Origin of the sequence: Streptomyces sp. NBC_00727 (genome assembly GCF_045161745.1) — a bacterium.
In the GTDB taxonomy this organism is placed as follows: Bacteria; Actinomycetota; Actinomycetes; order Streptomycetales; family Streptomycetaceae; genus Streptomyces.
Window position 1 is genome coordinate 6,239,789 of sequence record NZ_CP108981.1, and the last position, 26,568, is coordinate 6,266,356.

At 71.7% G+C, this 26,568-nt stretch carries 23 protein-coding genes and 1 pseudogene; 12 read left to right on the plus strand and 12 right to left on the minus strand.

Annotation, left to right across the window (positions count from 1 at the left end; all coding sequences use genetic code 11):
* Nucleotides 1–46: 46 nt before the first annotated feature.
* Complete coding sequence (manA, locus tag OG242_RS28195; protein WP_405900825.1) at nucleotides 47–1,288, plus strand: mannose-6-phosphate isomerase, class I; 1,242 nt, start codon at nucleotides 47–49, stop codon at nucleotides 1,286–1,288.
* A 181-nt stretch (nucleotides 1,289–1,469) separates the two neighbouring features.
* Here manA and OG242_RS28200 read toward each other — a convergent pair whose 3' ends face one another.
* The 4 genes from OG242_RS28200 to OG242_RS28215 form a co-directional block, all read right to left on the minus strand.
* Entirely contained in the window at nucleotides 1,470–2,303 is an 834-nt protein-coding gene (locus tag OG242_RS28200) for a cellulose binding domain-containing protein (protein ID WP_405900826.1), read from the minus strand.
* An 873-nt stretch (nucleotides 2,304–3,176) separates the two neighbouring features.
* Nucleotides 3,177–4,052, minus strand: a complete 876-nt coding sequence (locus OG242_RS28205) for a carbohydrate ABC transporter permease (protein ID WP_405901745.1) — start codon at nucleotides 4,050–4,052, stop codon at nucleotides 3,177–3,179.
* 38 nt (nucleotides 4,053–4,090) lie between these two features.
* Nucleotides 4,091–5,062, minus strand: a complete 972-nt coding sequence (locus OG242_RS28210; protein ID WP_405900827.1) for a carbohydrate ABC transporter permease — start codon at nucleotides 5,060–5,062, stop codon at nucleotides 4,091–4,093.
* Nucleotides 5,063–5,155: 93 nt separating this feature from the next.
* On the minus strand, nucleotides 5,156–6,475 hold the full coding sequence (locus OG242_RS28215; protein WP_405900828.1) for an ABC transporter substrate-binding protein: 1,320 nt from the start codon (nucleotides 6,473–6,475) through the stop codon (nucleotides 5,156–5,158).
* 268 nt (nucleotides 6,476–6,743) lie between these two features.
* Here OG242_RS28215 and OG242_RS28220 point away from each other — a divergent pair, with 268 nt between their 5' ends.
* The gene (locus OG242_RS28220) at nucleotides 6,744–9,152 is read left to right on the plus strand and encodes a glycoside hydrolase family 2 protein (RefSeq protein WP_405900829.1); all 2,409 of its coding nucleotides are present in this window, start codon (nucleotides 6,744–6,746) and stop codon (nucleotides 9,150–9,152) included.
* Nucleotides 9,149–10,174 (plus strand): LacI family DNA-binding transcriptional regulator, encoded by a 1,026-nt coding sequence (locus OG242_RS28225; RefSeq protein WP_405900830.1) that lies wholly within the window; start codon nucleotides 9,149–9,151, stop codon nucleotides 10,172–10,174. The genes OG242_RS28220 and OG242_RS28225 overlap by 4 nt, the downstream gene beginning before the upstream one ends.
* 43 nt (nucleotides 10,175–10,217) lie before the next feature.
* Here OG242_RS28225 and OG242_RS28230 read toward each other — a convergent pair whose 3' ends face one another.
* A complete protein-coding gene (locus tag OG242_RS28230) occupies nucleotides 10,218–10,553 on the minus strand; it encodes a DUF6204 family protein (RefSeq protein WP_405900831.1) in 336 nt (111 codons plus the stop codon).
* Nucleotides 10,554–10,758: 205 nt separating this feature from the next.
* Between OG242_RS28230 and OG242_RS28235 the strand changes: the two genes are divergently transcribed.
* Nucleotides 10,759–12,726, plus strand: coding sequence for a DUF5107 domain-containing protein (locus OG242_RS28235; protein WP_405900832.1), 1,968 nt, complete (start codon nucleotides 10,759–10,761; stop codon nucleotides 12,724–12,726).
* 35 nt (nucleotides 12,727–12,761) lie between these two features.
* Nucleotides 12,762–13,298, plus strand: a complete 537-nt coding sequence (locus tag OG242_RS28240) for an AAA family ATPase (protein ID WP_405900833.1) — start codon at nucleotides 12,762–12,764, stop codon at nucleotides 13,296–13,298.
* A gap of 197 nt (nucleotides 13,299–13,495) precedes the next feature.
* Here OG242_RS28240 and OG242_RS28245 read toward each other — a convergent pair whose 3' ends face one another.
* From OG242_RS28245 to OG242_RS28255, 3 genes are all read right to left on the minus strand, one after another.
* Nucleotides 13,496–13,849 (minus strand): VOC family protein, encoded by a 354-nt coding sequence (locus OG242_RS28245; RefSeq protein WP_405900834.1) that lies wholly within the window; start codon nucleotides 13,847–13,849, stop codon nucleotides 13,496–13,498.
* A gap of 59 nt (nucleotides 13,850–13,908) precedes the next feature.
* A complete protein-coding gene (locus OG242_RS28250) occupies nucleotides 13,909–14,718 on the minus strand; it encodes a class I SAM-dependent methyltransferase (RefSeq protein WP_405900835.1) in 810 nt (269 codons plus the stop codon).
* A 177-nt stretch (nucleotides 14,719–14,895) separates the two neighbouring features.
* On the minus strand, nucleotides 14,896–16,392 hold the full coding sequence (locus OG242_RS28255; protein WP_405900836.1) for a bifunctional phosphatase PAP2/diacylglycerol kinase family protein: 1,497 nt from the start codon (nucleotides 16,390–16,392) through the stop codon (nucleotides 14,896–14,898).
* A 114-nt stretch (nucleotides 16,393–16,506) separates the two neighbouring features.
* Between OG242_RS28255 and OG242_RS28260 the strand changes: the two genes are divergently transcribed.
* From OG242_RS28260 to OG242_RS28275, 4 genes are read left to right on the plus strand one after another with little or no spacing between them, the layout of a single operon-like run.
* Nucleotides 16,507–17,280, plus strand: a complete 774-nt coding sequence (locus OG242_RS28260; protein ID WP_405900837.1) for an IclR family transcriptional regulator — start codon at nucleotides 16,507–16,509, stop codon at nucleotides 17,278–17,280.
* Nucleotides 17,277–17,426 (plus strand): hypothetical protein, encoded by a 150-nt coding sequence (locus OG242_RS28265; protein ID WP_405900838.1) that lies wholly within the window; start codon nucleotides 17,277–17,279, stop codon nucleotides 17,424–17,426. The genes OG242_RS28260 and OG242_RS28265 overlap by 4 nt, the downstream gene beginning before the upstream one ends.
* Nucleotides 17,427–17,465: 39 nt before the next feature.
* The gene (locus OG242_RS28270) at nucleotides 17,466–18,716 is read left to right on the plus strand and encodes an aminotransferase class I/II-fold pyridoxal phosphate-dependent enzyme (RefSeq protein WP_405900839.1); all 1,251 of its coding nucleotides are present in this window, start codon (nucleotides 17,466–17,468) and stop codon (nucleotides 18,714–18,716) included.
* A 36-nt stretch (nucleotides 18,717–18,752) separates the two neighbouring features.
* The gene (locus tag OG242_RS28275) at nucleotides 18,753–19,799 is read left to right on the plus strand and encodes an MBL fold metallo-hydrolase (RefSeq protein ID WP_405900840.1); all 1,047 of its coding nucleotides are present in this window, start codon (nucleotides 18,753–18,755) and stop codon (nucleotides 19,797–19,799) included.
* A gap of 2 nt (nucleotides 19,800–19,801) precedes the next feature.
* On the opposite strand, the gene OG242_RS28280 is transcribed toward OG242_RS28275, so the two are convergent.
* Both OG242_RS28280 and OG242_RS28285 read right to left on the minus strand, forming a co-directional pair.
* On the minus strand, nucleotides 19,802–20,428 hold the full coding sequence (locus OG242_RS28280; RefSeq protein ID WP_405900841.1) for a DedA family protein: 627 nt from the start codon (nucleotides 20,426–20,428) through the stop codon (nucleotides 19,802–19,804).
* Nucleotides 20,425–21,207: an MBL fold metallo-hydrolase gene (locus OG242_RS28285; RefSeq protein WP_405900842.1), complete on the minus strand. Its 783-nt coding sequence runs from the start codon at nucleotides 21,205–21,207 to the stop codon at nucleotides 20,425–20,427. Before OG242_RS28285 ends, OG242_RS28280 begins: the two co-directional genes overlap by 4 nt.
* A 228-nt stretch (nucleotides 21,208–21,435) precedes the next feature.
* Here OG242_RS28285 and OG242_RS28290 point away from each other — a divergent pair, with 228 nt between their 5' ends.
* On the plus strand, nucleotides 21,436–21,840 hold the full coding sequence (locus OG242_RS28290) for a hypothetical protein (RefSeq protein ID WP_405900843.1): 405 nt from the start codon (nucleotides 21,436–21,438) through the stop codon (nucleotides 21,838–21,840).
* 83 nt (nucleotides 21,841–21,923) lie between these two features.
* Nucleotides 21,924–24,017 carry an alkaline phosphatase family protein gene (locus tag OG242_RS28295; protein ID WP_405900844.1) on the plus strand — a complete coding sequence of 698 codons (2,094 nt, stop codon included), beginning with the start codon at nucleotides 21,924–21,926 and terminating at the stop codon, nucleotides 24,015–24,017.
* On the opposite strand, the pseudogene OG242_RS28300 reads toward OG242_RS28295, so the two are convergent.
* Nucleotides 24,018–24,215 (minus strand): annotated as a pseudogene (locus tag OG242_RS28300) (substrate-binding domain-containing protein); the annotation flags it as partial.
* Nucleotides 24,152–24,340: a hypothetical protein gene (locus tag OG242_RS28305; protein ID WP_405900845.1), complete on the minus strand. Its 189-nt coding sequence runs from the start codon at nucleotides 24,338–24,340 to the stop codon at nucleotides 24,152–24,154. The gene OG242_RS28305 and the pseudogene OG242_RS28300, both read right to left, overlap by 64 nt.
* Here OG242_RS28305 and ligA point away from each other — a divergent pair.
* The gene (ligA, locus tag OG242_RS28310; RefSeq protein ID WP_405900846.1) at nucleotides 24,330–26,429 is read left to right on the plus strand and encodes an NAD-dependent DNA ligase LigA; all 2,100 of its coding nucleotides are present in this window, start codon (nucleotides 24,330–24,332) and stop codon (nucleotides 26,427–26,429) included. The genes OG242_RS28305 and ligA overlap by 11 nt on opposite strands.
* The last annotated feature ends 139 nt before the right edge of the window (nucleotides 26,430–26,568 follow it).

The following is a 26,568-nucleotide window of genomic DNA, read 5'->3' on the forward strand; positions in this document are numbered from 1 at the left end:
CAATCCGGGCACGGCCTACGCCTGCCGGAACCGTAAGGAAGTACGCGTGGAACCACTCGTCAGCACCGTCCGCTCCTACGCCTGGGGCTCCACCACCGCGCTGCCCGGTCTGCTCGGCACGGCACCGGACGGGCGACCGCAGGCGGAACTCTGGACGGGGGCCCACCCCGGTGCGCCCTCGCTGGTGCGCCGTCCGGACGGTGACCTGCCGCTCGACGCCGTGATCGAGGCCGCGCCGGCCGCCGAGCTGGGTGAGCAGGTGCTCCGGCGCTTCGGGCCCCGGCTGCCGTTTCTTCTCAAGCTGCTCGCGGCGGACGCGCCCCTCTCGCTCCAGGTACACCCCGACCTGGCCCAGGCCGCCGTCGGCTTCCGCATCGAGAACGCCGCCGGGGTCGCGCTCGACGCCCCGCACCGCAGCTACCGTGACGACAACCACAAGCCGGAGATGGTCGTCGCCCTCGGGGAGTTCGAGGGACTCTGCGGCTTCCGGACACCGTCGGAGTGTGCCGGACTGCTCGCCGCCCTCGGACTCGGTGAACTCGCCCCGTACTGCCAGGCCTTGCGCACGCGGCCGGAGGAGGAGGCCCTGCGGGCCGTGTTCTCCGCCTTTCTCGCGCCCCCGCCGGGCCTTGTGGCGGCGGTTTCCGCAGCGGTCGCGCGCGTGGCGTGGAGGGACGGGCCGTACCGGAAGGACTTCACCATCTACGACTCGGTGGCGCGGGCGTACCCCGGGGACGCCGGGCTGCTCGCGGCGCTGATGCTGCGGACCGTCCGGCTGGCCCCGGGGGAGGCGCTCTTCCTGGGGGCGGGCGTGCCCCACGCCTACGTGCGGGGGCTGGCCGTCGAGATCATGGCCGCTTCGGACAACGTGCTGCGCTGCGGCCTGACGTCCAAGCACATGGACACCGCGGAACTCCTGCGCGTGGTGCGATTCGCCGCCCCACCCGTACGTGTGCTGACGCCGACCGCGTACGGAGCGGAGGAGGTGTATCCGGCGCCTGTGGACGACTTCCGGCTCTCGCGCGTCCGGGCGGCGGAAGGAGACCCAGCCGTCGTCCTGGAGGCGGGGGCGCCGCAGATTCTCGTCTGTACGAGCGGGCAGGTGCGCCTGGTCGGCCCGCAGGGCGTCGTGCAGCTTCGGCCGGGCGGCTCGGCGTACGCGCCCGCCGGAGAGCGGGTGACGGTGGAGGGGGACGGCGAACTCTACCGGGCGACCGTCGACACCGGCGCACCGTGGGGCCAGCGACCCCTCACCGGTTCGCGCGCCGCGGAAAGCTCGATCGCTTAACCGGTTTTTCTCCAGTCGGCTCTCTTTTCGCTTTGCCTCGTCACTGTATAGAAGACGGGGAGCGAGTCCGTCCGGCTGAACGCAGGCGCGTCAGCGGGACGGTGACCGCTGAGGCCGTTGAACGAAGCGCCGCCGGCTCAGCCGCTTTCCATTGCTGAGCCGGCGAAGCACTGGAATCGGATCAGTCCGCCATGCACGCCCTGCCGTTCAGGGCGACGGCCGTGGGCGGGCCGTTCGTCGCTGTCTGTGAGGCGCCGCTGAACCCGAAGTTCATGGTGGATCCGGGCGCGATGGACGTGTTGTATCCGGAGGGGTGGGTCACGGTCACGTGCCGGCCGTCCTGGACCGGGGTGGCGTTCCAGATCTGCGTGATGGTCTGGTCACCGGGGAAGTCGAAGGACAGTTGCCAGTCGTCGGCCGCGGTAGTGCCGGTGTTGTGGATGGTGACGTCCGCGTTGAACGTGGAGCCCCAGTCGGACAGTCGGTAGATGACCTGGCAGGGAGCTTCGGCGGGGGGTGTGGGGGTGGGCGTCGGCTCGTCGGCGGGTTCCGCCGTTGGTGAGGGAGTGGTGGTCGGCGTGCGGCCGCTCTTGGTGGCCATGGCGGCGGAGTGGTCGCGGAAGACGGTGAGTTCGGGTGCGCCCTCGGAGACACCGAATTTTCCGTCGATGTCCCGGTCCTGGTACCACCAGAAGGCGCTGCCATCATCGCCGGCCGCCTCGAAGTCGGCGTAGATCTCGCTCCACCAGGCGGCGCGATCCACGTTGTGGACGTTGAACTCGCCCATGAAGAAGGCCTTGCCGACCTTCTCGTGCGAGTCGTCGATCCAGGCCCGGATCAGCTTCTTCGTCTCGTCCAGCGACAGGTCGGCCCAGGACTCGGTCGGGTAGGAGTGGGCCGAGGTGAAGTCCAGGTAGGGCGACTCCTGCACGTGGACGAATGGGTTGCCCTCGTCGCCGCCGAACCCGTACTGCGTGCCGTGCCCCTCGATCGGGGTCGTCCTTGTACTTGACACCGGAGTAGTGGTTCGTCCGGTTCAGCGCATAGCTCACGTAGTTCTTGTATGAGGTGAAGCACCCGGGGCAGCGCTTCTTGTCGAAGAAGGCGGCACGGGCCGGCTGTCCGCCGGACAGCCCCTGCCAGCGCAGGCGCGTGTCGATCCCGCCGTATGCCTCCCAGTAGTTCTCGAACACCGGCATGAGACGCATGCCGTGGGTCCGGGCCGACTCGATGATGTGGTCGAACTGGGCGAACTGCTGCTCGTTGTAGACGCCTTCGGTCTTCTCGAAGCCGTGCCAGTCCTCGTGGCTGAACATCCAGAGCCGGACGACATCGACCCCGTCGTCGCGCATGCGGGCGAAGTGGGCGTCGATGAGGGCCTTGTCCACGTACCCCTTCTCGGAGTCGCCGGAGCCCGAACCGAAGGCGAACAGGTCGTACGCGTTGGCCTCGGCGACGTAGTACTCCTTGCCGTCCAGACAGAAGTGGATGCCGCAACGCGTCGCGAAGGACTCGGTGGCGGCCGATGCCGGGGCGGGGCGTGCGAGGGACAGGGAAGCGCCCGTCAGAGCGCTGAGCAGAAGGAGGATCAGGGGCCAGTGGCGCCTGGTCCGGCTGTGGGGATGGCTGCGCATGGCGTCTGTTTCGTCCGAAGGGAACGGCCAGCCGCCGCGAAGGTATTTACGCAGGTGAGAGCTTCGTGTTCCTGGGCTTCGATTCTGTTCAGTGAGTTTAGTGGTTTAGTAAAGGCGGTAGCTGCGTCGCACACGACGACCGCGTGGCGCCCGCCGTCGGCGACGGGGCGGGCACCACGCCCGTGGATGGACACGGCGGTGCACCGGCCCTCCGTCGGAGGCCGGTGGCTGCCGGGCGGTGCTGGTCTGGACGCCTACTTCGTCGCGCCCTGGGCGAAGCCGTTGTAGATGTAGCGCTGGAGGAACAGGAAGATCACCAGCGTGGGGACGATGACGAGGACGGCGCCGGCCGAGATGTTCTCCCAGTGGGCTCCGAACGGTCCCTTGAAGCGGAAGAGGGCGGTGGAGACCGTACCGAGTTCCTGGGAGGGCATGTAGAGGAAGGGGATGTAGAAGTCGTTGTAGACGGTGATCCCCTTGATGATCACTACGGTCGCGATCGCCGGCTTGAGCAGCGGGAAGATGATCTTGCGGTAGATCGTGAACGAGTTGGCCCCGTCCAGCCGCGCGGCCTCGTCCAGGGAGACGGGGATGCCCCGGATGAACTGCAGGAAGATGTAGATCGAGACGATGTCCGTGCCCATGTAGAGCAGGATCGGGGCCCACCGGGTATCGAACAGGTCGAAGCTGTTGACGACCTGGAAGGTGGCGACCTGTGTGGTGACCCCGGGAACCAGGGTGGCGATCAGGAACAGGGCCATCACGAGCTTCTTGGCCCGGAAGTCGAAGCGGTCGATGGCGTAGGCCGTCATCGATCCGATGATCACGGTGCCGGTGATGGAGAACAGCAGGATGAACGCGGTGTTGCCGAAGGCCGTCAGCATGTGACCATCGGAGAACGCGGTCACGTAGTTGTCGAAGTTCAGCCAGTTGCCCGGGAGCGAAAGGGTCCCGCCGTCGGTGGCTTCCGACGAGGTCTTCAGCGAGGTGAGGAACACGACGGCGAGCGGGAGGATCACCACCAGCGAGGCCACGACCAGCGACACGTAGACGAGTGTCTGCCCGATCCGGCCACGCAGGCGGACCCGGTGCGGGCCCGGCACGGTGCGGGAACGGCCCGCTGTCTTCATGGCCGAGGTCTGCGGGGCCGAGGTCTGCGGGGCCGTGGTCATACGAGGTCCACCTTTTCGTCGGGCACGAGCCGGCGCTGGATCCAGGTGATCAGCAGAATGATCAGCAGCAGCACCACGGCGGCCGCCGATGCCAGCCCGGTCTTGTTGAACTGGAACGCGAGTTTCACGGTCTGGATGACGAACGTCGAGGTGCCGGTAGCACCACCGGTCATGATCCAGGGGATCTCGAACACCGCGAGCGATCCGGAGATCGCCAGGATGACGCTCAGACTCAGTACCGGCCTGATGCTCGGGGCGATGATGTGGCGGAACTGCTCCCACTTGGTCGCGCCGTCCAGCTGGGCGGCTTCGTAAAGCTCGCCCGGAATGGACTGGATCGCGCCGAGGAACAGCACGAAGTTGAGGCCCGTGTAGCGCCACACCGATACGCCGGCGAGTGAGGTGTTGGCGGAGGTGGGGTCGCCCAGCCACGCGTGATCGGGGTTCTGGCCGAACCAGGACAGCACCGTGTCCAGGGTGCCGCCGTCCTGGAAGAAGTACAGGAAGACGAATCCGATGGCCACGCCGTTGATGAGGTAGGGAAAGAAGAGCAGCCCCTTGAACAGGTTGCGGAACCGCAGGTCGAAGCTGAGTACCGTCGCGAAGTACAACGCGATCACGATCTGGACCGCGGATGCCGCCAGGTAGTAGAAGCTCACGAAGAACACCCGGAAGATCTCCGGCCGGGTGAAGATCTGGACGTAGTTGTCCGCTCCGGTGAAGTTCCGGTCGGGGCTGACCCCGTCCCAGTCCGTGAAGCTGTAATAGATCATGTTTCCCACGGGCACGTAGGTGAACGTGATCAGGAGAGCCAGCGGCGCCACCAGGAACAGCCAGGGCGTGGCGCGGCGGAGCGACCAGCCCCGGGCGCCGTGTGTTCGTGGGCCGGCGCCGGTGGGGGAGGGGCGGCGCCGGCAGGGCGTCGCACGGTGCGTTTTCACGCTCACCGCCTCGGTCGTCTCGGTCATGTCGGGCCTTTCGTCATCCGCGTCGGTCATGCGGTGTGTGCCTGAGGGCGGGGGCCCCGGCCGGTGTCGTGCGGCCAGGGCCCCCGCGCCGGTTCAGGAGCCGATGGTCTTCGCGGCGTCGTCCCACTTCTTGTTGAGCTCGTCGAAGTAGCTCTTGGCGCTGCCCTTCTGTGCACCGCGGGCGATGTCGATCAGCTTCTGGCGGTAGTCGGGCTTGTTGAGACCGATCTCGGCGGCGTTGTCGATGTCATTGACCGTCCCGGTCTTGCTCTCTGAACGCTCGACAAAGGTGACATCGTTGTCAACGAATTCCTTGAGGGTGTCGGGCATGGGTGCCGACTTCAGGGTGGGGACGGCCCCCTCCTTGGCGGAGTAGCCGGACTTCTCCGTGAACCAGTCGATCCAGGCCCGGGCGGCTTCCTTGTGGTCCGAGTGGATGTTGACGGCCTGCTGGTAGTCCGAGACGAGCGTGGCGCACTGGCCGTTCTCGCGTTGGACGGGGACCGGCATGTAGCCGATGTCGTCCGGGTTCTTCCCGGCCTTCTCGGCGGCGTCCCGCATCTGGCTGATCGCCCAGGAGCCGACCATCATGGAGCCGATCTCACCCTTGGCGAGCTTGCTCTTGGACGCCTCCCAGTTGGTGGTGCTGGGGTCCTTCTCCGAGAGCCCGTCCTTGACGATGTCGAAGAGGAGGTTGTCGATCACTCCGAGTTCGCTGCCGGACTTCCATGGCGACACCGGACCGGCCAGCTTGTTGTTCGCTTCCTTGTCGCAGGTGACGGAGCCGATGTTGGCGGACCACTGAACCAGCGGCCAGCCGTCCTTGAAGTTGGTGTAATAGGGGGTCGACCCGGTCTTCGACTTAATCGTCTTGAGGTCGGAGATGAACTCCTCCGGGGTGTTGGGCCAGGCGGTGATGCCGGCCTTCTTCCATAGGGCCTTGTTGTAGACGAAGCCGTTGGCGGTGCCGAACTGGGCGATGCCGTAGGTCTTGCCGTTGACCTCGGCCTTGTCGCTGAAGCGGTACTTGTCGGACATCGAGATGGACGAGCCGAGCGGCGCGAAGAACTTTGGGTAGTCGTTCTTGGCGACGGCCGCCGGGATCATCAGGACATCGCCGTACTTGTCCGTGTTCATCCGGATCTTGACTTCACCCTCGTAGTCGGTGAGGCCCTCGAACTTCACCGTGACCTTGGGGTAGACCTTGTTGAACTCCGCTGCGTAGGCCTTCATGGCCCCGCTCTTGATCAGGTCCGTCCGCTGAGTGAGGACCGTGATGGTACCGCTCGCCTTGCTTGCGTCGGCGGGGGCGGAGGCCGTCTCCGTGGACGGTGAACCGCTGCCGCTGCAGCCGGTGACCGTCATTGTCGCAATGGCCAAAAACGTACCTGCGAGTGTCCTGGTCTTCCCCATGTGCCCTGCTCCCTTGGACGGCGGCTCGGGTCTGCGCCGGATGTCGGCACTATGGCAGGGCGGAAGTGAACCGGTAAAGCACTTGTTTCCCCTGCGATGCAGAATCGTTACCGAGCTCCACGTTTTCGCAGGTGGATGGCCTGAGCCTTGTCGGGCGCGTTGCCATTCTGTGACTAGACCGGTTTATGGACAGTGATCGATCGGCGAGATAGGTTGTGCCGCGTCGTACATCTGTCAGCGTGCGCACTGGGCCGATTGGAGCCGCACCATGAAGGACATCACCCCACTCACCGAGGGCTGGAATCTGCGCTACGACCAAGCGCTGCTGCCCGCCCAGGTCCCCGGCTGTGTCCACACCGACCTGCTTGCCGCGGACGTCATCCCGGACCCCTTCCTCGACCGCAACGAGACCGAGGTCGCCTGGATCGGCCGGCGCGCCTGGACGTATCTCACCGACGTGTCCCACGACAGCGCACACGAGCGCACCGACCTCGTCTTCGAGGGCCTGGACACCGCCGCGCGGATCACGTTCGCCGGACGGGAACTGGGGACCACCCGCAACATGCACCGCACCCACCGGTTCGACGCCACCGGGCTGACCGGTCGTCTGGAGGTGTGCCTCACCTCCGCGTACGAGGAGGCCGAGGCGGTTCGCGCGGTCACCGGCGACCGGCCCAACGTGTATCCCGAGCCGTTCCAGTACATCCGCAAGATGGCGTGCAGCTTCGGCTGGGACTGGGGGCCGACGCTCGTCACCGCCGGCATCTGGCGGCCCGTACGCCTGGAGCACTGGTCGACCGCCCGCCTCGCGACGGTTCGCCCCCTCGTCACCGTCGACGGGGGCCGGGGGGCCGTGGAGGTGAGGCTTCAGGTGGAGCGCACGGAGTCCGGGACCGCCGCGGGTCTGCGGGCGCGCGCCACGGTGGCCGGTGAGGAGGCGGAGGTCCGCTTCGAGGGCGACGAGGCCGTGGTGCGGCTGACGGTCGACCGCCCCCGGCTCTGGTGGCCTCGGGGATACGGAGACCAGCCCCTCTACGACCTGGCAGTCACCCTGTACGACGAGCGGGGTGCGCTCGACACCTGGAGCCGGCGCATCGGCTTCCGCACCGTGGAACTGGACCGCGCTTCCGACGAGCGCGGCACGGGTTTCACTCTCGTCGTCAACGGCGAGCGCATCTTCGCCCGGGGCGTCAACTGGATCCCCGACGACGTCTTCCCCTCACGCATCACCCCCGAGCGCTACCGCACCCGCCTGCGCCAGGCGGCCGACGCCAACGTCGACCTGGTGCGCGTCTGGGGCGGCGGCATCTACGAGGACGAGGCGTTCTACGACGCCTGCGACGAGCTTGGACTCATGGTCTGGCAGGACTTCCTCTTCGCCTGTGCCGCGTACCCCGAGGAGCAGCCCCTGCGCGGGGAGGTCGAGGCCGAGGCGCGCGACAACGTTGTCCGTCTCATGCCGCACGCCGCCCTGGTCATGTGGAACGGCAACAACGAGAACCTCTGGGGCTTCCGCGACTGGGACTGGGAGCCCGGACTGGCCGGCGACTCCTGGGGCGAGGGCTACTACCTCGGCATGCTGCCCCGTATCGTCGCCGAACTCGACCCCACCCGTGCCTACAGCGCGGGCAGCCCCTGGTCCGGATCGTGGGACCACCACCCCAACGACCCCGGCCACGGCACCTATCACTCCTGGGAGGTGTGGAACCGCCAGGACTACGCCGAATACCGCGCGAACGTCCCCCGCTTCGTCTCCGAGTTCGGCTGGCAGGCCCCGCCCGCCATGGCCACGCTCCGGCGCGCCCTGCCCGGTGAGGAACTGGCCCCCGATTCGCCCGGCATGCTCCACCACCAGAAGGCCGAGGACGGAAACGGCAAGCTGAACCGCGGAGTCGCCCGCCACTTCGCCCTGCCCGACGGGGACTTCGACCAGTGGCACTACCTCACCCAGGTCGTTCAGGCCCGTGCGGTGGCCGCCGGCATCGAGCACTGGCGCTCCCACTGGCCGGACTGCGCCGGCGCCGTCGTCTGGCAGCTCAACGACTGCTGGCCGGTGAGCTCCTGGGCCGCCGTCGACGGGGACGGCCGCCTCAAGCCGCTCCACCACGAACTGCGCCGGGTCTACGCGGACCGGTTGCTGACCCTGCAGCCCGCCGGTGAGGGCGACGAAGGGCCCGTGCTCGCTGTGATCAACCAGTCCGCGACGCCCTGGCGCACCGAGGTGACCCTGCGCCGTATTCAGGCCGACGGCACGACCACCGGCCACGGCGCGCAGGAGGTGACGGTCGCCGCGCGTTCCGTCGTACGGATCCCGGTTCCCGCCGCGCTGGTCCCGGCCGAACACAGCACCAAGGAGTTCCTCGTCGCCGACGCGGACGGCCTGCGCGCCACCTACTTCCCGGTCACCGACAAGGAGTTCGCCTATGAGCGGCCGGCCTTCGACGTCGCTGTGGAGTCCGGCCCGGACGGCAGTGGTAACGTCCACGTGGTGGTCACAGCACACACACTCATCAGGGACCTTCTCCTTCAGGCGGACCGGCTCGGCCCCGGCGCCACCGCCGAGCGCGGTCTCACCACACTGCTGGCCGGCGAGCAGGTCCGCATCGGGGTCGACGGATGCGGTGACGTCTCCACGGACGACGCAAGGGCCGCCTTGTTCTGTGTGGGCGCGCGGTGACCAGCCCGGTGCGCGTCACCATCAAGGACGTCGCCGCCCGGGCGGGGGTCTCCAAGGGTGCGGTCTCCCTGGCCTTCAACCAGAAGCCCGGCGTCTCGGACGCGACCCGGAAGCGTATCTTCGCTGCCGCCCAGGAGCTGGGCTGGGCGCCGAACCAGACGGCGCGCAGCCTCTCCGGCCGACGGGCCGACATCATCGGTCTCGTCCTGTGCCGTCCGGCGCGGCTCCTGGGGCTGGAGCCCTTCTACATGGACTTCATCTCGGGCATCGAGAGCGTCCTGGCCGAGCGGTCCTGCTCGCTGCTTCTGCGGCTGGTCCACGACGTGGACGAGGAGATCGAGCTCTACCGGACGTGGTGGCGCAGCCAGACCATCGCGGGCGCGGTACTCGTCGACTTCCGGGTGGACGACCCGCGGGTGCCGGCGCTGGAATCCATCGGGCTGCCCGCGGTCGCCGTAGGCCATCCGTCGCTGACCGGCTCCTTCCCAGCGGTGTGGACCGACGACGCCACGGCGACGGCGGAGGCCGTCCGCTATCTGGCCGCCCTCGGCCACCGGCGCCTCGCCCGGGTCGGCGGCCCGGCCGGTTTCGGACACAGCGCGATCAGGACCCGGGCGTTCGACGCCACGGTGCGTGAACTCGGCCTGGAACAGGGGGCCCAGATCGCGACCGGCTTCGACGAACGGGAAGGCGCACGCGCGACGCGCTCGCTGCTCCTGGCGAAGGACCGGCCGACCGCGATCGTCTACGACAACGACATCATGGCGGTGGCCGGCGCCGGAGTCGCCGCCGAGATGGGTTTCGTGGTCCCGGACGACGTCTCGCTGCTCGCGTGGGACGACTCCCAGCTGTGCCGGATCACCCATCCCACCCTGTCGGCGATGAGCCACGACGTCCATCACTTCGGCGCCGAGGTGGCCCGCACCCTGTTCGCCCTGACGGAAGGGAACCACAGCGGCGCCCTTCAGGTGCCGACTCCGTCCCTGACGCCCAGGGGCTCCACGGCACCGGCGCCCCAGTAGAAGCGGCGCCGCGCGACCGGAGCGCCCGGTCGCGCGGCGGGCTTCACCGGCGCTTGTAGTTGATCTTCATCGTGTCCATGTCCGTAGCCGTGGACCGCAGCTCGCCGTGGCCGTAACCCGCCTCGCGCAGCGTCGTCTGCGCCCGGTCCTCGGCGATCGCGGAGGCCATCTCCTCGCCGTCCCCGGCGTCCGAGACGACCACGTACCGGAAGCTGAAGTGCTTGAGGATCCGGTCGTAGGTGAGCGAGCCCTCCTCGGTGAACTGCATCGCGGCGAGCCCGTGCTCCTCCACCTCGGCCAGCAGCCGCTCGCGCGCCGCCTCCGTCAGGTCCTGGAACGTGCCGCGCACGATCACCCGGTACGTGTGCTGGGTGCTCATCTGTTCCGCTGTTCCTCTCGCCTGCTGCGTACGCGTCCGAAGGGAGCGTACGGGGGCCGGGAGCAGGACGGAAACGGAATTCCGGACGCCCATGGGGCCGGCCGCGGCCGGTAAGACGCCCCTTGTCCGGGCGGCGACCGGCGTGTTCCATGGTCATCGGGGGGCGCCCGGACCTGTGGCGGCCCGCGCGAGAAGCGAGGTTGCCTTGGCCACCACCGTACGACGTGCCGTACTGACCCTGCCCGCCGCGGCGACGGGGCCGGAGAACCCGCTGCCCGCGCTGCGGCCGCTGGACGAGCCGCACGTCATCGACGACCGGGACCGGTCGGGACTCCCACGCGACATGGCCCGGCAGCTCGGCCACGCGCCGCTGACCGGCGTCCTGCCCGTCCGCCTCCTCGACGGATACGGGCGCGAGCGCGTCCCCACGGACCTCGACGCGATCGTCATCGAGAACGACCACCTGCGCGTCACCGTGCTCCCCGGGCTCGGCGGCCGCGTCCACTCCCTCGTCCACAAGCCGTCCGGCCGCGACCTCGTCTACGTCAACCCGGTCGTCCAGCCAGCCGACTTCGCGCTCAACGGCGCCTGGTTCTCCGGCGGCATCGAGTGGAACATCGGCGCGACCGGCCACACCACCCTCTCCTGCGCCCCGGTGCACGCGGCCCTCGTCCCGGCGCCCGACGGCGGCGAGATGGTCCGGCTCTGGGAGTGGGAACGGCTGCGCGACCTGCCGTTCCAGGTCGACCTGTGGCTCCCCGCCGACTCCGAGTTCCTGCACGTAGGCGTACGGATACGCAACCCGCACGAGCAGCCCGCACCCGTCTACTGGTGGTCCAACACCGCCGTCCCCGAGGACGCGCGCACCCGGGTGATCGCACCCGCCGACGAGGCCTGGCACTTCGGGTACGAGCGCGCGCTGACCCGCGTCCCCGTCCCCGAGAGCGGCGGCACCGACCGCACCTACCCGCTGCGCAGCGAATACCCCGCCGACTACTTCTACGAGGTGCCCGACGGCGCCCGCCGCTGGATCGCCTCCCTGGACGAGCACGGCCACGGACTCGTCCAGACCTCCACCGACCTGCTGCGCGGCCGCAAGCTCTTCCTCTGGGGCAGCGGGTCCGGCGGGCGGCGCTGGCAGGAATGGCTCACCGAACCAGGCACCGGCGGCTACGCGGAGATCCAGGCAGGACTGGCCCGCACCCAGCTGGAGCACATACCCCTGGAGCCGGGCGGCGAGTTCAGCTGGCTCGAGTCCTACGGGCCGCTCGCGGCCGACCCCGCCACCGTCCACGGCGACGACTGGGCGGCCGCCCGCACCGAGACCGAGCAGCGCCTCGCGGACGCCCTGCCGCGCGCCGATGTGGACACCGCGTACGCCGCCTGGCGCGCCCACGCCGACACCGAACCGGGCGAACGCCTCGCCACCGGGTCCGGATGGGGCGCCCTGGAGGTGCGGCGCGGCCGGTACGAGCTGCCCGGGACACCGTTCGCCGACGACACGCTGGGCGAGGAGCAGGCCCCCTGGCTGGAGCTGCTGGACCAGGGCACGTTCCCCGGCCCCGCCGGGACGGTCCCCGGGCCCACCCTGGTCTCCTGGCACTGGCGGGACATGCTGGAGACGGCCGCCGCCGAACCGCACACCGAATACCACCTCGGCATCGCGCAGTGGCACGCCGCCGACCGCGCCCAGGCGGTCCGCAGCTGGGAACGCGGTCTGGCCACGGCCGCCTCCCGCTGGCCGCTGCTGCGCTGTCTGGCCGTCGCCGCCCGGGTGAGCGGCCAGCGCGAACTGGCCGCCGAATACTACGCGGAGGCGTTCGACGGGCTGTGCGCCGATCGGACCGACGGCGACCGGGCATGGACCGCCGCCACCGCCGCGCTGGGCCGGGAGGCGATCGACGCGCTGCTCACGGCCGGGCGCACCGAGGCCGCCCGCACGGTGTGGACGGGGCTGCCGCCGGAGGTCCGGGCCCGGGGCCGGTTCCGCCTGCTGGAGGCCCAACTGCTGATTGCCGAAGGCCGGAACGACGCCGCGAAGGCCGTGTTCGACGCGGGCTTCGAGGTCGCCGACCTGCGCGAGGGCGCGGAGATCCTGGAGGAGGTGTGGAACCGGCTCACGGACGAACCGCTGCCGGACTCGTACAACTACCGGATGCGGCCGCGCGTCTGACGGGGCGACGGTACGGCGAACGGGAGCAGCGCTACATGATCATCTGGATCAACGGGGCCTTCGGCAGCGGCAAGACCACTCTGGTCACCGAACTGCACCGCAGACTGCCGGATGCCCTGGTCTTCGACCCGGAGTACGTCGGCTTCCTGCTGCGCGAGATCGTCGAGGTGCCGGACGGAGACTTCCAGAACATCCCGTTGTGGCGCAAGCAGGTGGCGTCGCTGGCCCAGGGGCTGGTCGAGGAGTACGGCCGTCCGGTCCTGGCGCCGATGACCGTGGTCCGCCGGCCGTACGCCGACGAGATCTTCGGGGCCCTGGAGAAGGCGGGCGTACCCGTGCACCACTTCTTCCTGGACGTGCCGGCCGCGGTCCTCGAACAGCGGCTGCACGGCCGGGTGGTGGTGCCCGGTGACCCGGAGCGCGACGAGGCGGTACGGCGCTGGGGCAAGGCGCGGATCGCCGAGTGCGTGGCGGCGGTGGGCAGCCTGCGGGACGACACCGTGGTGCTGGACGGCGAACTGCCCACCGCCGAACTCGCCGACCTGGTGCTGGATCGGACCGGCCTGGACTAGGGCCTTTCGTTTGGATCATGCCGGGCTCGCGGGCTCCGGCACCGCACCTCGCCGCGTTGTCGTCAATCGCCAACGCTCCTTCCCCAGGATCTCGGCTCCGCTCGAACAGGGGAGACCCCATCTGCCTCAATCCTCCGCCTTGCGATGCACGGCACCGGAGCCCGCTCCCTGATCCGGCCTGATCCAAACGAAAGGCCCTAAGCCGGCAGGTTGCGGTCGACGTACTCGAAGACCGAGCCGTCCGGGTGCACGGCGATCAGGTTGCGGCCCACCGGGGTCGGGACGGGGCCCGCGATGACGCGGGCGCCGACCCGGGCCAGGGTCTCGTTGGCCTCGTCGACGTTCTTCACGGCGATGGTCGCGGTGACCTTGCGGAGGATCTCCAGCTCCGATGCGGGGCCGCTCATCAGCAGGAAGCAGCTGATCGCCGCGACGGACACCCCGCCGCGCTCGAAGCGGAGGGCGGCGGTGCCCGTGAGCTCCTCGTAGAAGGCCACCGCGGCCTCCAGGTCGTCGACGCAGATACGCAGCGTGGTTCCCAGGATCTCCATGGCGGCCAGGTTAGTTGGCCGCCCGGCGCCATGTGATCCATTCGGACCCCGCCGTGCGGTCAGACGCGGCAGAGCACCTCGCCGTGCGGGACCATGAACCAGCCGTCGTCCTGCGTGCCCCACTCGCGCCACGCCTCGGCGATCTCCGTCAGCTGCTCAGCCGTGGCATGCCCGCCGTCCACCGCGAGCTTCGCGTACACCGAGCCGACGGTGCGGTCGGCCCACAGGCCGCTCCACCACGCCCGGCTCTCCGGCGTGGCGTAACACCACGAGCCCGCCGTGGGTGTGATGTCGCTGAACCCCGCCTGCCGCGCCCAGGACAGCAGCCGGCGTCCGGCGTCCGGCTCGCCGCCGTTGGCGCGGGCCACCCTGCCGTACAGCTCCTGCCAGCGGTCCATGGCCGGCGGCTCGGGGAACCAGGTCATCGCCGCGTAGTCGCTGTCGCGCGCCGCGACCACGCCCCCGGGGCGGCACACCCGGCGCATCTCGCGCAGTGCCTGCACCGGGTCGCCCACGTGCTGGAGGACCTGATGGGCGTGGACCACGTCGAACGAGTCGTCGGGGTAGTCCAGGGCATGGACGTCCGCCACCGCGAACTCCACGTTGCCCAGGCCGCGTTCGGCGGCGACCTCGGCCGCCTGGGCCAGGATCTCGTCGGTGGTGTCGAGGCCGGTCACCCGGCCCGGGGCGACCAGGGCGGCCAGGTCGGCGGTGATGGTGCCGGGGCCGCAGCCGACGTCCAGCACGTCCAGACCCGGGCGCAGTTCGCCGACGAGGTAGGCGGCGGAGTTGGCGGCGGTGCGCCACTTGTGCGAGCGCAGCACCGATTCGTGGTGGCCGTGGGTGTAGACGGCGGTCTCCTTCGACATGGCCGTGCATCCTCTCTCGAAACGCGAACCGCGAAAGCGCTGATCGGTAGGGCCACCGTAAGGCCTGCCGCCGAATGATGAGATGGGTATCTTGCGATGTGGACAGCCCTCGGATATGCGAAAGGGGCGGCCGAGTGTGCGGCGGCCGCCCCTCGCAGGCCTTCCGGCCCCTTCTCCCTACACCGGCCTCGGGCAGTACACCGTCAGCGCCTCCGGCAGCTTGTCGATCAGCAACTCGCTTCCGGTGTGCGCCACTTCACCGTCATACGCGTACGGCGTACCGGGCTTCAGGCCGGAGACGCGCACCCGCTGCCGGCGTACCGCCGCGTGCGTGGGGGAGCGGGTCAGCGGACCCGCGACCGCCGCCGCCAGCAGCCGCAGACCGGGCGTCCGGCCACCGTGCACGACCCGGACGTCCAGCAGCCCGTCCGCGAGGTTGTGCCGCCGGCCCGGCGCAGGGCCCATCCGCTGGAACAGGCCGTTGCCGACGAACAGCAGCCACAACGGGCGGCACCTGCCCTGGAGTTCGGCCTCCAGCGGGCGCTCGCCACGCAGCACGTGCAGGGCCGCCAGGACCCCGGCGGGCCAGCCGCCGATCCGGGGCGACCAGCGCTCCCGCATCCGCACGAGCTCCGGGTACACGCCCAGGCTGAAGGCGTTGAGGAAGTAGCCGTGCGCGCCGTCCGGCCCCGGCCGGAACCGGCCCAGGTCCGCCCGCACCGCGCTGCCGGCGGCGAGCGCGGAGCACGCGTCGGCCACGGTCTCGATGCCCAGGTCGTACGCGAAGTGGTTGAGGGTACCGCCGGGGAAGACCGCGAGCGGCACCTCGTGCTCCACCGCCACGGACGCCGCCAGGTTGACCGTGCCGTCCCCGCCGCACACCCCCAGCGCCGTGCACCGGTCCGCCGCCTGCGCCAGCTCCGAGGCGAGCCGACCGGGAGCGCACTCCACGATCTCCGCCTCCGGCAGCGCGTTCCTGATCAGCGAGGCCGTCGCGGTGGCCGTCCCCGACTCCTGGTTGGCGACCACCACCAGGCCCCGGCCCTCGGGCAGGGCGGGCGCGTCGGCCGGCGGTCTGCCCGGTGCGGGCAGCTGGTTCCTCGTCGGTATCACCCCCCGCAGGGCGAACGCCGCGCCCACGCCCAGGGCCGCACCGGCCAGCACATCGCTCGGGTAGTGCACCCCGGTGTAGACGCGGGACGCCGCCACGGACAGCGCGACGGGTGCGACGACCGCCCCCCAGCCCTTCGACTCCAGCGCCACCCCGGTGGCGAACGCGGCGGCCGACGCGGCGTGCCCCGAAGGGAACGACGTGGTCACCGGCTGCCGCTTCAGCTGCCGTATCACCGGCACGGCGTCCAGGATCGGCCGCTGCCTGCGGACCGCCCCCTTGCCCACCGTGTTGATCGCGGCCGACGCCACCGCCAGCGAGGCGATGCCCCGCAGCGCGGCCCGCCGGGCCCGCGCACTGCCCCCGAAGGCGGCCATACCGGCCGCGGCCCCGAACCACAGCAGCCCGTGGTTGGCGCTGCGGCTCAGCCGGGGCAGCACCGGACCGGCGGCCGGCCAGTGCCGCTGGGCCAGGTCCTGGAAGACGGCGGCATCGCGCCGGTGGAACCGGTCACGCAGTCCCGCGAACCGGGACGGGACGGAAGCATTGCTCGCTGGCGACATGCGACAGCGGATACCCCGCATCACCGCTCCGAACCAGCAGCCACGCCGAAGGTAGCCTGAGGTTCGTCACACCGGTCGCCGGCCGGGACACCGAACAAGGGGGAATGCGGGGCCATGGGGCGACTCGTGCCGGCGGTGACCAGGGCGTTCGACGTCCTCGAACTCTTCCTCCAGGGCGACGGCACGCTCTCCGCGCCCGAGGTGACGCGCAAGCTCCAGCTGCCCCGTACCACCGTCCACGAGCTGCTCACCACGCTCGCCGCACGGTCGTACCTGGTCACGGACCCCGACCGGCCCGGACGCTACCGGCTGGGCGTGCGCACCTACCAGCTCGGCAGCCGGTACGCGGAACAGCTCGACCTCGCCGCCGAGGGCCGGCAGGTGGCCCGGCGCGTCGCCGCGGACTGCGGCGAGAGCGTGCACGTGGCCATCCTGGACGGCACCGACGCCGTCTGCGTCGCCCAGGCCGACTCCACCCACGCCGTCCGCACGGTGTCGTCGGCCGGGCACCGGCTGCCCGCCCACTGCACGTCCGCCGGCAAGATGCTGCTCGCCTCACTGCCCGCCCCGGAACTCGACGCCCGGCTCGACGGCCTGGAGCTGACCGCCCTCACCCCGCACACCCTCACCGGCGAACGGGAACTGCGGACCGCGCTCGACGCCGTACGGCAACGGGGTATCGCCGCGGAGCACCAGGAGTCCGACCCCGGCGTCAGCTGTGTGGCCGCACCCGTGCACGACCGGTCCGGACGGGTCGTCGCCGCGCTCTCCGTCTCGGTCCCGATGATCCGCTGGAACGAGGAGCGCGAGCGGGAACTCGCCGCCCTCGCCGCCGAAGGCGCCGACGAGCTGTCGGGCCGCCTCGGACACGACCGGAGCAGAGCGTGAACCGCGTACCCGTCGAGACCGCCGTACGGGAACAGGCCGTGCCCGGCGAGGGCCCGGCCCGGGACACGGCCACCGGCCGGACCGTCCGCGCCGCTCCGGGGCAGGCGCCCCGCCCCGTTCCCTCGTATAAAGGTCCGGAGGGCTGACGGCGGATCGGATCGGCGAGCGGTGGCGAAGGAGGCCCGATGGGCCGGGAGCGGACCGGGCGTCACGAGCGCGGCACGGAAACGGTCCGGGAGGACCGGGGACCCGTACGGTACGGCCCGCCGGCCCCCTGGCCGGGACTGCCCGTCCTGCCGGAGCTGGCCGAGGTGCTGGCCTCCGCCGCCGGACGCGCCGCCCCCGAACCCGCCGGCGGATCGGCCGCCCTGCGCGAGGCCGCCTGCGCCTATTGGGAGCGGCGCGGGCTTCACGGCGGCCCCGGGCGTGTCGCCGCCGCCCCCGGCACCGCACCGCTGCTGCTCGCGCTGATCGCCGCGCACGGCGGCGATGTCCTGCTGCCGCGCCCCTGCCCCGCCTCCTGGATCCCACAGGCCCGGCTCCTCGGCCGGCCCGCCTACCAGGTGCCGACCCCCGCCGAGTGCGGCGGCGTGCCGGACCCGTACGCCCTCCTCGAAACCGTACGCAGAGTGCGTGCCGAGGGTGGCCGGCCGCGGCTCCTGCTGCTCTCGGTGGCCGACGACCCCACCGCCACCGTCGCCCCGCCGGAACTCCTGCGCGAGGCGTGCGAGGCCGCCGTAGACGAGGGGCTGCACATCGTCAGCGACGAGACCTGGCGCGACACCCTGCACCGGCCCGACGACACGGTCCTGGTCAGCCCCGCCGAGATGTGCCCGGACGACGTCACGGTGGTCTCCGGCCTGTACGGGGCACTGACCCCGGCCGCCTGGCCGGTCGCCGTCGCCCGGTTCCCGGACACCGCGCGCTCCGCCGTACGCCACGCCCGCACCCTGGACGTCCTCACCGCGCTCGGCGCCTCGATCGCCGGCCCGGTCGCCGCCGCGGCGGCCCACGCGCTGCGCGAACCGCCCGCCGTCACCGAACGCGCCCGGCGCGCCGCCGCCCTGCACGCCCGCCTCGCCACCGAGGCCCACCGCGCCGTCCTCGGCTGGGGGGCCGTCGCCCGGCCCCCGCAGGCGGGCCGCCACCTCTACGCGGACCTCGGGCCGCTGCGCACCCGGCTCGCCGCCCGGGGCGTCACCGACTCACTGGAGCTGGAGGAACACCTCTCCGCGCGGCTCGGCGCCCCCGCCCCGGGCGGACACCGCTTCGGCGACGAGCTCGGCGCGCTCCGGGTGCGGCTGGGCACCGGGGCCCTCCTCGGCGCGACCCCCGAGCAGCAGACCGAGGCCCTCACCGCCGCGGACCCCCTCGAATTGCCGCACATCGCGGCAGCGCTGAGCATTTTCCGAACAGCCCTCGACGAACCGCGCTGACCCACCGCGCCGGCACACTCCTGGACGGGAGCCCCGATGACGGACCAGACCGAGCGCCCTCTCACCCTGCACACACCCCCCGTGTCCTGCGGCGAGATCGTCGCACCGCGCCCGCTCGGCGAGGTGCGCACCTGGCCCCGGAGCTTCGCGGACCGGCTCACCGCCCCGCTCCCCGGCGTCAGGGGCATGTCCCGCCTGGCCCGCGAGCACTCCATCCGGCCCAACGCGGAGGGCCTGCGCCACATCCACCGTCTGCCGTACGCCCCCGAGCCCCTGCCGCCCGTCCCCGCAGGCACCAGTTGCGTCACCTGGGCCGGGCACGCCAGCTGGATCATCCGCACCGGCGGCCTCACCGTCCTCGCCGACCCCGTCTGGTCCCGCCGCATCCTCGGCACCCCGGCCCGGATCACGCCCGTCGGCGTCCGCTGGGAGGACCTGCCGCCCGTCGACGCCGTCGTCATCAGCCACAACCACTACGACCACCTCGACGCCCCCACCCTGCGCAGACTGCCCCGGCACACCCCGCTGTTCGTCCCGGCGGGCCTCGGCCAGTGGTGCCGCCGCCGCGGCTTCGGCAACGTCACCGAACTCGACTGGTGGGAGTCGGCGCAGCTGGACGGCGTCCGCTTCGACTTCGTGCCGTCCCACCACTGGTCCAAGCGCACCCTCACCGACACCTGCCGCTCGCTGTGGGGCGGCTGGGTCATCCAGGACACCGGCGGCGCGGGGCACGGCGGACGGATCTACTTCGCCGGCGACTCCGGATACGGCCACTGGTTCGCCGAGATCGGCCGCCGCCACCCCGGCATCGACCTCGCCATGCTGCCGATCGGCGCGTACGAGCCCCGCTGGTGGCTCGGCGACGTCCACACCGACCCGGAGGAGGCGGTGCAGGCGTACGAGGACCTCGGCGCCCACGCCATGGCCCCGATGCACTGGGCGACCTTTCTGCTCTCCGCCGAGCCGGTCCTCGAACCGCTCACCCGGCTGCGCACCGCCTGGCAGCGCGCCGGACACCCCCGCGACCGGCTCTGGGACCTGCCCATCGGCGGCTCACGCCTGCTGACGGACCCGGCAGGCTGAGCTCACCGCGCCCACCGCGCCCGCGTCCGGCGCCAGACCGCGGGCGCCCCGCTGATCAGCAGCGTCAGGCCCACCGCCGCCACCACTCCCTGCCACGGCTCCGGGAACAGCGAACCGCCCAGGATGCCGATCAGCTGGTACGTCGCAGCCCACGCCAGACACGCCGGTACGTCGCCCCGGGCGAACCGCCGCAGCTCCATCCGGCCCAGCAGACACGCCAGCATCACCGGTATCCGCCCGGCCGGCACCAGCCGCGACAGCACCAGCACCATCGCCCCGTGCTCGTCCAGCTTGTGCTGGGCCTGCTCAAGCCGCTCCGGCGCCGCCCGGTCCCGGATCGTCCGCAGCCACCGAGAGCCGTTCTTCGACCGCACCCCACGCTGCCCCAGCCAGTACAGGGATATGTCCCCGAGGAACGCCGCCGACGACGCCACCGCGAACACCACGAGCAGGGAGAACGGCGACGACTGGTGGAACGCCACCACGGCCGCCGAACTCACCAGCGCGCCCGTCGGCACCACCGGCACCAGGGCGCCCAGCGCCACCAGCAGGAACAGCGACGGATAGCCGACGGCCTGCTGCGTCGACTCCGCGGGCAGCTGAGCCGTCTGCCGCAGGAATTCGATCACCCGGAGCACCCCGGCCGCACCCGCTCGCCGTGCGCCAGCCGGTGCACCACGACCTCCGGCGCCGCCATCGCCGCCTTCCGCACGAACTCCTCGCCCGGCGCGTGGAACTCGTGCGGCCGGACCCCGTCCATCCCGATCGGCCAGTACGTGCCGTAGTGCACCGGCACCGCCGCGCGCGGCCGCAGCCGGGTCAGCGCCTGGGCCGCGCGCCCCGCGTCCAGGTGCCCGTGGCCCAGATAGGGCCCCCAGCCGCCGACCGGCAGCAGCGCCACGTCCACCGGGCCGACCGCCCGCGCCATGTCGTCGAAGAGCCCGGTGTCCCCGGCGAAGTACGTACGCGCCGCGCCCTCCACCACGTAACCGAGCGCGGGGGAGCGCTGCGGGCCCAGCGGCAGCCGCCGGCCGTCGTGCAGAGCCGGTACCACCCGGACCCGGACCCCGCCCACGCGCACCTCGTCGCCCACGACCACCTCGGTGATCCGCAGCCCGCGCACCCGGCGCAGCAGCCGCAGCCCGGGAACCGACCGCACCGAACCACGCGGCACGAGCACCCGGGCCCCCGGGGCGACGCGCGCCAGCGACGGCAGATGCAGATGGTCGGAGTGCAGATGGGAGATGAGGACCACGTCGGCCACGGCCGCGTCCGGACCGGGCAGCGCGCCCCGGCGGCGGCGCAGATGCGCGAAGCGCCGTACGAAGAGCGGATCGGTCAGGAAGCGGACCCCGGAGTCCTCGATCGTGCACGTGGCATGACCCCACCAGGTGATCTCCACCGGCACGTCACCGCCTCCTCCGCTCACCGGGCCCGTCGGACCCCTCCACACCTGCCCCGACGAGCCTACGGGCACTCCCGTCCGGGCGGCCCGCGTACCCCGGCGCACCCCTGGACCACGGTTCCGGGGCCGTGCCCCCGTGCGCCCCCTCACCGCCCCGGAACGCGCCCTCGGCCCCCGTGCGCGGCCGCATAGGGTCGGGGAACGACGAGCACGAGCACGGGGAGAAGGGCCATGGGGGACGTACGCGTGGCGGCCATCGCCAGCCTGACGCCGCTGGAGGAACTGGACAGCGATCCGTTCCTCGTGGACACCCGCAGCCAGCACGCCATGTGTGCCCGCTGGGCCGCCGACCAGGGCTACGTCGTCACCCGGCAGCTGCGCCTGTACGGGCTGCGCCCCGACCACCCCGCGCTCTGGGCCGACATCGACAGCGGCGAGGTCGAGCTGTTCGTCACCCCCAGCGACCGGGTCCTCGCCCGCGCCCTGGCCTCGGTGCCGCGGTTCACCGCGGAGTGCGAGCGACGCGGCGTACGCCTGGAGTTCGCCGGGCTCGACGAGCCGTCCTACACCGCCGACGGCAAGGCCGGAGTGCACCGCAGGCTCTCCATGCCGACCGCCGGGTACGACGGCTGCTGACCGGCCGGGGGACCGCCCGGCCCGCTGTGAAAGGCTGGAGCGGGGCCCGGAACGGCAGGGCCCGGACATGAGGTGACGACGGCGTGGGCGACAGGCGATGGCGGCGAGCCGGCAGCGCCCTGATGCGAGTGATCGCGGTCTGGGCCGTCTCGACGCTCACCATGCTGGCGCTCGCGGGCATCCTCCCCGACTTCCGGCTCCAGGCGCCCGACGGCGACAGCATCACCAAGACCGCCTTCACCGCGGCCTGGGGCGCGGGCGCCTTCGGGCTGCTCTCCGCACTGGTCTGGCCCGTGCTCGTCCGGGCGCTGCTCATCGTGCCGGCCCTCGTCCTGGGCGCGCTCGTCTTCTTCCTCAACGGCTCGCTGCTGCTGATCGCGCTCCGGCTCATCCCGGACGGCCGGGGCGCAGCAGCCCCGGAGACCGCCGTCGCCGTCGCGGCCGTGATGTCCGCCGTCGCCTCCGCCACGTCCACCGCCCTCGCCGTGCGCGACGACAACGCCTACCGCCGCCGCCTCTCCCGCCTGGCCGACCGGCGGCGCCGCCGCACCGGCACGGGCGACGCGCGCGGCGGGCCGCCGGGCACCGTCTTCATCCAGCTGGACGGGGTCGGCCACGACGCCCTCGTGGCAGCCGCGGCCGGGGGCGTGATGCCGACCGTCGCCCACTGGCTGACCGGGCCCGACGCACACCGGCTCATGCCGTGGCGCACCGACTGGTCCAGCCAGACCGGCGCCAGCCAGCTCGGCATCCTGCACGGCAGCAACCACGACGTGCCCGCGTTCCGCTGGTACGAGAAGGAGACCGGCGTGGTCATGGTCTCCAGCAAGCCCGCGAGCGCCCTGGAGCTCCAGCGCCGGGCCATCGCCCGCACAAGGGACGGCGGACTCCTCACCCTCGACGGCGCCAGCCGCGGCAACCTCTTCAGCGGCGGCGCGGGCCAGCTCGCGCTCGTCCTGTCCATGGCCGCCAGGCTCGGCAAGGGCCGCCGGTCGCGCGCCGGGTACTTCGCCTACTTCTCCGACCCGGCCAACGCCGTCCGCACCGCCGGCTCCTTCGCCGCGGAGGTCTGCCGGGAGATCGCCCAGTCCACCCGCTCCCGCCTCCGCAAGGAGACGCCCCGCATCAAGCGCGGCGGCCTGTACCCCTTCATCCGCGCCTTCGCGACCGTCGTCGAACGCGATGTCGTGGTCGCCGCCGTGATCGGTGACATGTTCGCCGGACGGACCGCGGTCTACGCCGACCTCGTCGCGTACGACGAGGTCGCGCACCACTCGGGACCGCGCAGCAGGGACGCGGAGAAGGTGCTCGCCCGCCTCGACCGGGCGCTCGCCCTGATCGCCAAGGTCGCCGAACAGGCCCCCCGCACCTACCGGATCGTGCTCCTGTCCGACCACGGCCAGAGCCCGGGGGACACCTTCGCCGGCGTGTACGGGCTGACCCTCAAGAACCTCGTGCGGGCCGGCAGCGGACTGCCCGTGCCCCGGCGCGCGCAGCGCACCCGCAGCGCCTCCGAGGCGCGCGACGCGGTCCGGATCGCCCTGCACCGGCCGGTCGCGGAAGGCCAGGAGGAACAGGTCGCGGTCCCCTCCGACCCGATAGTCCTCGCCTCCGGCAACCTCGGCCTGATCTCGTTCCCCGACATCGAGGGCCGCGCGTCCCTGGAGCAGCTGGAGCGCCGCCACCCCGCGCTGCTCTCCACCCTGGCCAACCACCCGGGCATCGGCTTCCTGCTCGTCCGCGGCGAGCGCCACGGGTCGGTGGTGCTGGCCCGCGACGGGGTGCGGGTGCCGGTGGCGGACCTGACGGACGGGGAGGGGCCGCTGGCCGTGTACGGTCCGGGCGCGGCGGACGCGATCCGGCGGACGGACACCTTCCCGCACGTCGCGGACGTGATGGTCAACTCCATGTACGACCCGGCCACAGGCACCGTGCACGCCTTCGAGGAGCAGATCGGCTCGCACGGCGGCCTGGGCGGCGACCAGTCCCGGCCGTTCCTGCTCTGGCCGCGAGGGCTGACGGACCCGCTGGACGCCGTCACCGACGAGGACGGGAAACGCCCGGACGAGCTCGTCGGCGCCGAGGCGGTGCACCGGGTCCTCGGACGCTGGCTCCAGGAGGCGTCCGGGCCCCAGGTGCCGGTGCCGTCGGACCAGGGCCTGCCCGGCGGCGCGTGATCAGGCCGACTGCAGCCGTACGAGGGGCAGGTGGAAGATCACCGACGGCGGCGGATCCACCGGCTTGCCGATCTGCCCGAGCAGCAGCCGGGCCATCTCCGCCGACATCTCCTCCACCGGCTGCCGGACCGTCGTCAGCGGCGGATCACAGGCCAGCGCCGCACTGCTGTCGTCGAACCCGACGAGCGCGACGTGCGGGGCTGCCCGGCGAGGACGGCGGGCAGCCGGGTGCCGTGCAGCAGCCCGGGCAGCGGATCGTCCGCGTGCGACGAGATCAGCACCACGCCGGCGTTGTCAGTGGTGGACGGCAGGATGGAGGGCATGACGAACTCAGCAGTCGTGCTCGCCGACCATGCCTCCTACGCCGCCGCCGTCGAGGAGGCCGCGCAGGCCGCCGCCGCGTACTACGCCACGGGCGAGAGCGCGCTCGACGACGACGCCTACGACCGGCTGGCGCGCGGCATCGCCGCGTACGAGCAGGAGCACCCGCAGCAGGTGCTGCCCGCCTCGCCGACCGGCAAGGTGGCCGGCGGTGCGGCCGTCGGGGACGTGCCGCACACGGTGCCGATGCTCTCCCTCGACAACGTCTTCTCGGCCGAGCAGTTCGCCACCTGGACCGCCTCGCTGGAGCGGCGGATCGGACGGCCCGTCACCGCCTGGAGCGTCGAGCCGAAGCTCGACGGACTCGCGGTCGCCGCCCGGTATCGCGAGGGCCGTCTGGAACGGCTGATCACCCGGGGCGACGGGACCGCCGGCGAGGACGTGTCCCACGCCATCGGGACCGTCGTCGGCCTCCCCGCGCAGCTCGCGGAGCCGGTCACGATCGAGATACGCGGCGAGATCCTGATGACCACCGAGCAGTTCGAGCAGGCCAACACCGTCCGCACCGAGCACGGCGGCGCCCCCTTCGCCAACGCGCGCAACGGCGCCGCGGGCACCCTGCGCGCCAAGGACCGTGCGTACACGGTGGAGATGACGTTCTTTGCATACGGAGCCCTGCCGCTTCCTGATTCCGGTGAACTGGCCGCCGAGCTTGCCGAGCTGCCGCACAGCCAGGTCCTCGGGCGCGCCGCGGACCTCGGCGTGCACACGGCAGGGGACACCGAGGTCGCGCCGCGTACCGTCGCGACCGTCGAGGAGGTCCAGGCGAGGATCGAGGAAGTCGCCGCGCTGCGGGCCTCGTTGCCGTTCGGGATCGACGGCATCGTCATCAAGGCGGACCTGGCGGCCGACCAGCGAGACGCCGGTGTCGGCAGCCGGGCCCCGCGCTGGGCCATCGCCTACAAGCTGCCGGCCGTCGAGAAGGTCACCCGCCTCATCGGCGTCGAGTGGAACGTGGGCCGTACCGGCATCATCGCGCCGCGCGCGGTGCTGGAGCCCGTCGAGATCGACGGCTCGACCGTCGGATACGCCACCCTGCACAACCCCGCCGACATCACCCGTCGGGACCTGCGCGTCGGGGACCACGTGATGGTCTACAAGGCGGGCGACATCATCCCCCGCATCGAGGCCCCCGTCGCCCATCTGCGCACCGGTGACGAGCAGCCCGTCGTCTTCCCCGAGGTCTGCCCGCAGTGCGGCTCGGAGATCGACACCAGTGAACAGCGCTGGCGCTGCGTGCAGGGCCGCGACTGCCGCGTCGTCGCTTCCGTCTCGTACGCCGCCGGGCGCGACCAGCTCGACATCGAAGGGCTCGGTACGACCCGGGTCGTCCAGCTCGTCGACGCCGGTCTGATCGCGGACTTCGCCGACCTGTTCACCCTGGAGCGCGAACAGCTCCTCCCGCTCGACCGGATGGGGGAGACGAGCACCGACAACCTGCTGGCCGCGATCGACGCCGCCCGCACCCAGCCGCTCTCCCGGGTCTTCTGCGCCCTCGGCGTGCGCGGCACCGGGCGCTCCATGTCCCGCCGGATCGCCCGCTACTTCGCGGAGATGGACCGCATCAGAGCCGCTGACGCCGAGGAGCTCCAGCGGGTCGACGGCATAGGCAAGGAGAAGGCGGCGGCCGTCGTCGCCGAACTGGCCGAGCTCGCCCCGCTCATCGAGAAGCTGATCGCCGCCGGGCTCACCATGACCGAGCCGGGCGCGACCCCGCCGCCGCCCCCGGGCGAGGAGGTCGACGAGGAGGCGGCCGGGAGCACCGAAGGCGCGCCGCTGGCCGGGATGACCGTGGTGGTCACCGGGGCCATGACGGGCGCGCTGGAGAAGCTCTCGCGCAACCAGATGAACGAGCTGATCGAGCGGGCCGGCGGCAAGTCCTCCTCCAGCGTCTCCAAGCGCACCGCGCTGCTGGTGGCCGGTGAGAAGGCGGGCTCGAAGCGCACGAAGGCGGAGGACCTGGGGGTACGGATCGCGACACCGGAGGAGTTCTCGGAGATGGTGGGGGAGTTCCTGCCGGTCGACGCGTAGCGCGTGTGCGGGGTGGCCGGCGGAGCCCTTCGATTTTGCTTGGGAGTGGCTTTCTTTGCCTACCTATTGCATAGTGAGGGCTCGGCCATGCCTCGCGATCAGCGGGTCACTGGGTGTGTACGGCCGCGGCTGCGTGCCG

Excerpts from the sequence above, each read along its gene's own strand:
- OG242_RS28205 (WP_405901745.1), bottom strand. The coding sequence starts at position 4,052 with ATGAAGACAGCGGGCCGTTCCCGCACCGTGCCGGGCCCGCACCGGGTC.
- OG242_RS28210 (WP_405900827.1), bottom strand. The coding sequence starts at position 5,062 with ATGACCGAGACGACCGAGGCGGTGAGCGTGAAAACGCACCGTGCGACG.
- OG242_RS28215 (WP_405900828.1), bottom strand. The coding sequence starts at position 6,475 with ATGGGGAAGACCAGGACACTCGCAGGTACGTTTTTGGCCATTGCGACA.
- OG242_RS28220 (WP_405900829.1), top strand. The coding sequence starts at position 6,744 with ATGAAGGACATCACCCCACTCACCGAGGGCTGGAATCTGCGCTACGAC.
- OG242_RS28230 (WP_405900831.1), bottom strand. The coding sequence starts at position 10,553 with ATGAGCACCCAGCACACGTACCGGGTGATCGTGCGCGGCACGTTCCAG.
- OG242_RS28240 (WP_405900833.1), top strand. The coding sequence starts at position 12,762 with ATGATCATCTGGATCAACGGGGCCTTCGGCAGCGGCAAGACCACTCTG.
- OG242_RS28245 (WP_405900834.1), bottom strand. The coding sequence starts at position 13,849 with ATGGAGATCCTGGGAACCACGCTGCGTATCTGCGTCGACGACCTGGAG.
- OG242_RS28250 (WP_405900835.1), bottom strand. The coding sequence starts at position 14,718 with ATGTCGAAGGAGACCGCCGTCTACACCCACGGCCACCACGAATCGGTG.
- OG242_RS28255 (WP_405900836.1), bottom strand. The coding sequence starts at position 16,392 with ATGTCGCCAGCGAGCAATGCTTCCGTCCCGTCCCGGTTCGCGGGACTG.
- OG242_RS28260 (WP_405900837.1), top strand. The coding sequence starts at position 16,507 with ATGGGGCGACTCGTGCCGGCGGTGACCAGGGCGTTCGACGTCCTCGAA.
- OG242_RS28270 (WP_405900839.1), top strand. The coding sequence starts at position 17,466 with ATGGGCCGGGAGCGGACCGGGCGTCACGAGCGCGGCACGGAAACGGTC.
- OG242_RS28275 (WP_405900840.1), top strand. The coding sequence starts at position 18,753 with ATGACGGACCAGACCGAGCGCCCTCTCACCCTGCACACACCCCCCGTG.
- OG242_RS28290 (WP_405900843.1), top strand. The coding sequence starts at position 21,436 with ATGGGGGACGTACGCGTGGCGGCCATCGCCAGCCTGACGCCGCTGGAG.
- ligA (WP_405900846.1), top strand. The coding sequence starts at position 24,330 with ATGGAGGGCATGACGAACTCAGCAGTCGTGCTCGCCGACCATGCCTCC.
- OG242_RS28305 (WP_405900845.1), bottom strand. The coding sequence starts at position 24,340 with ATGCCCTCCATCCTGCCGTCCACCACTGACAACGCCGGCGTGGTGCTG.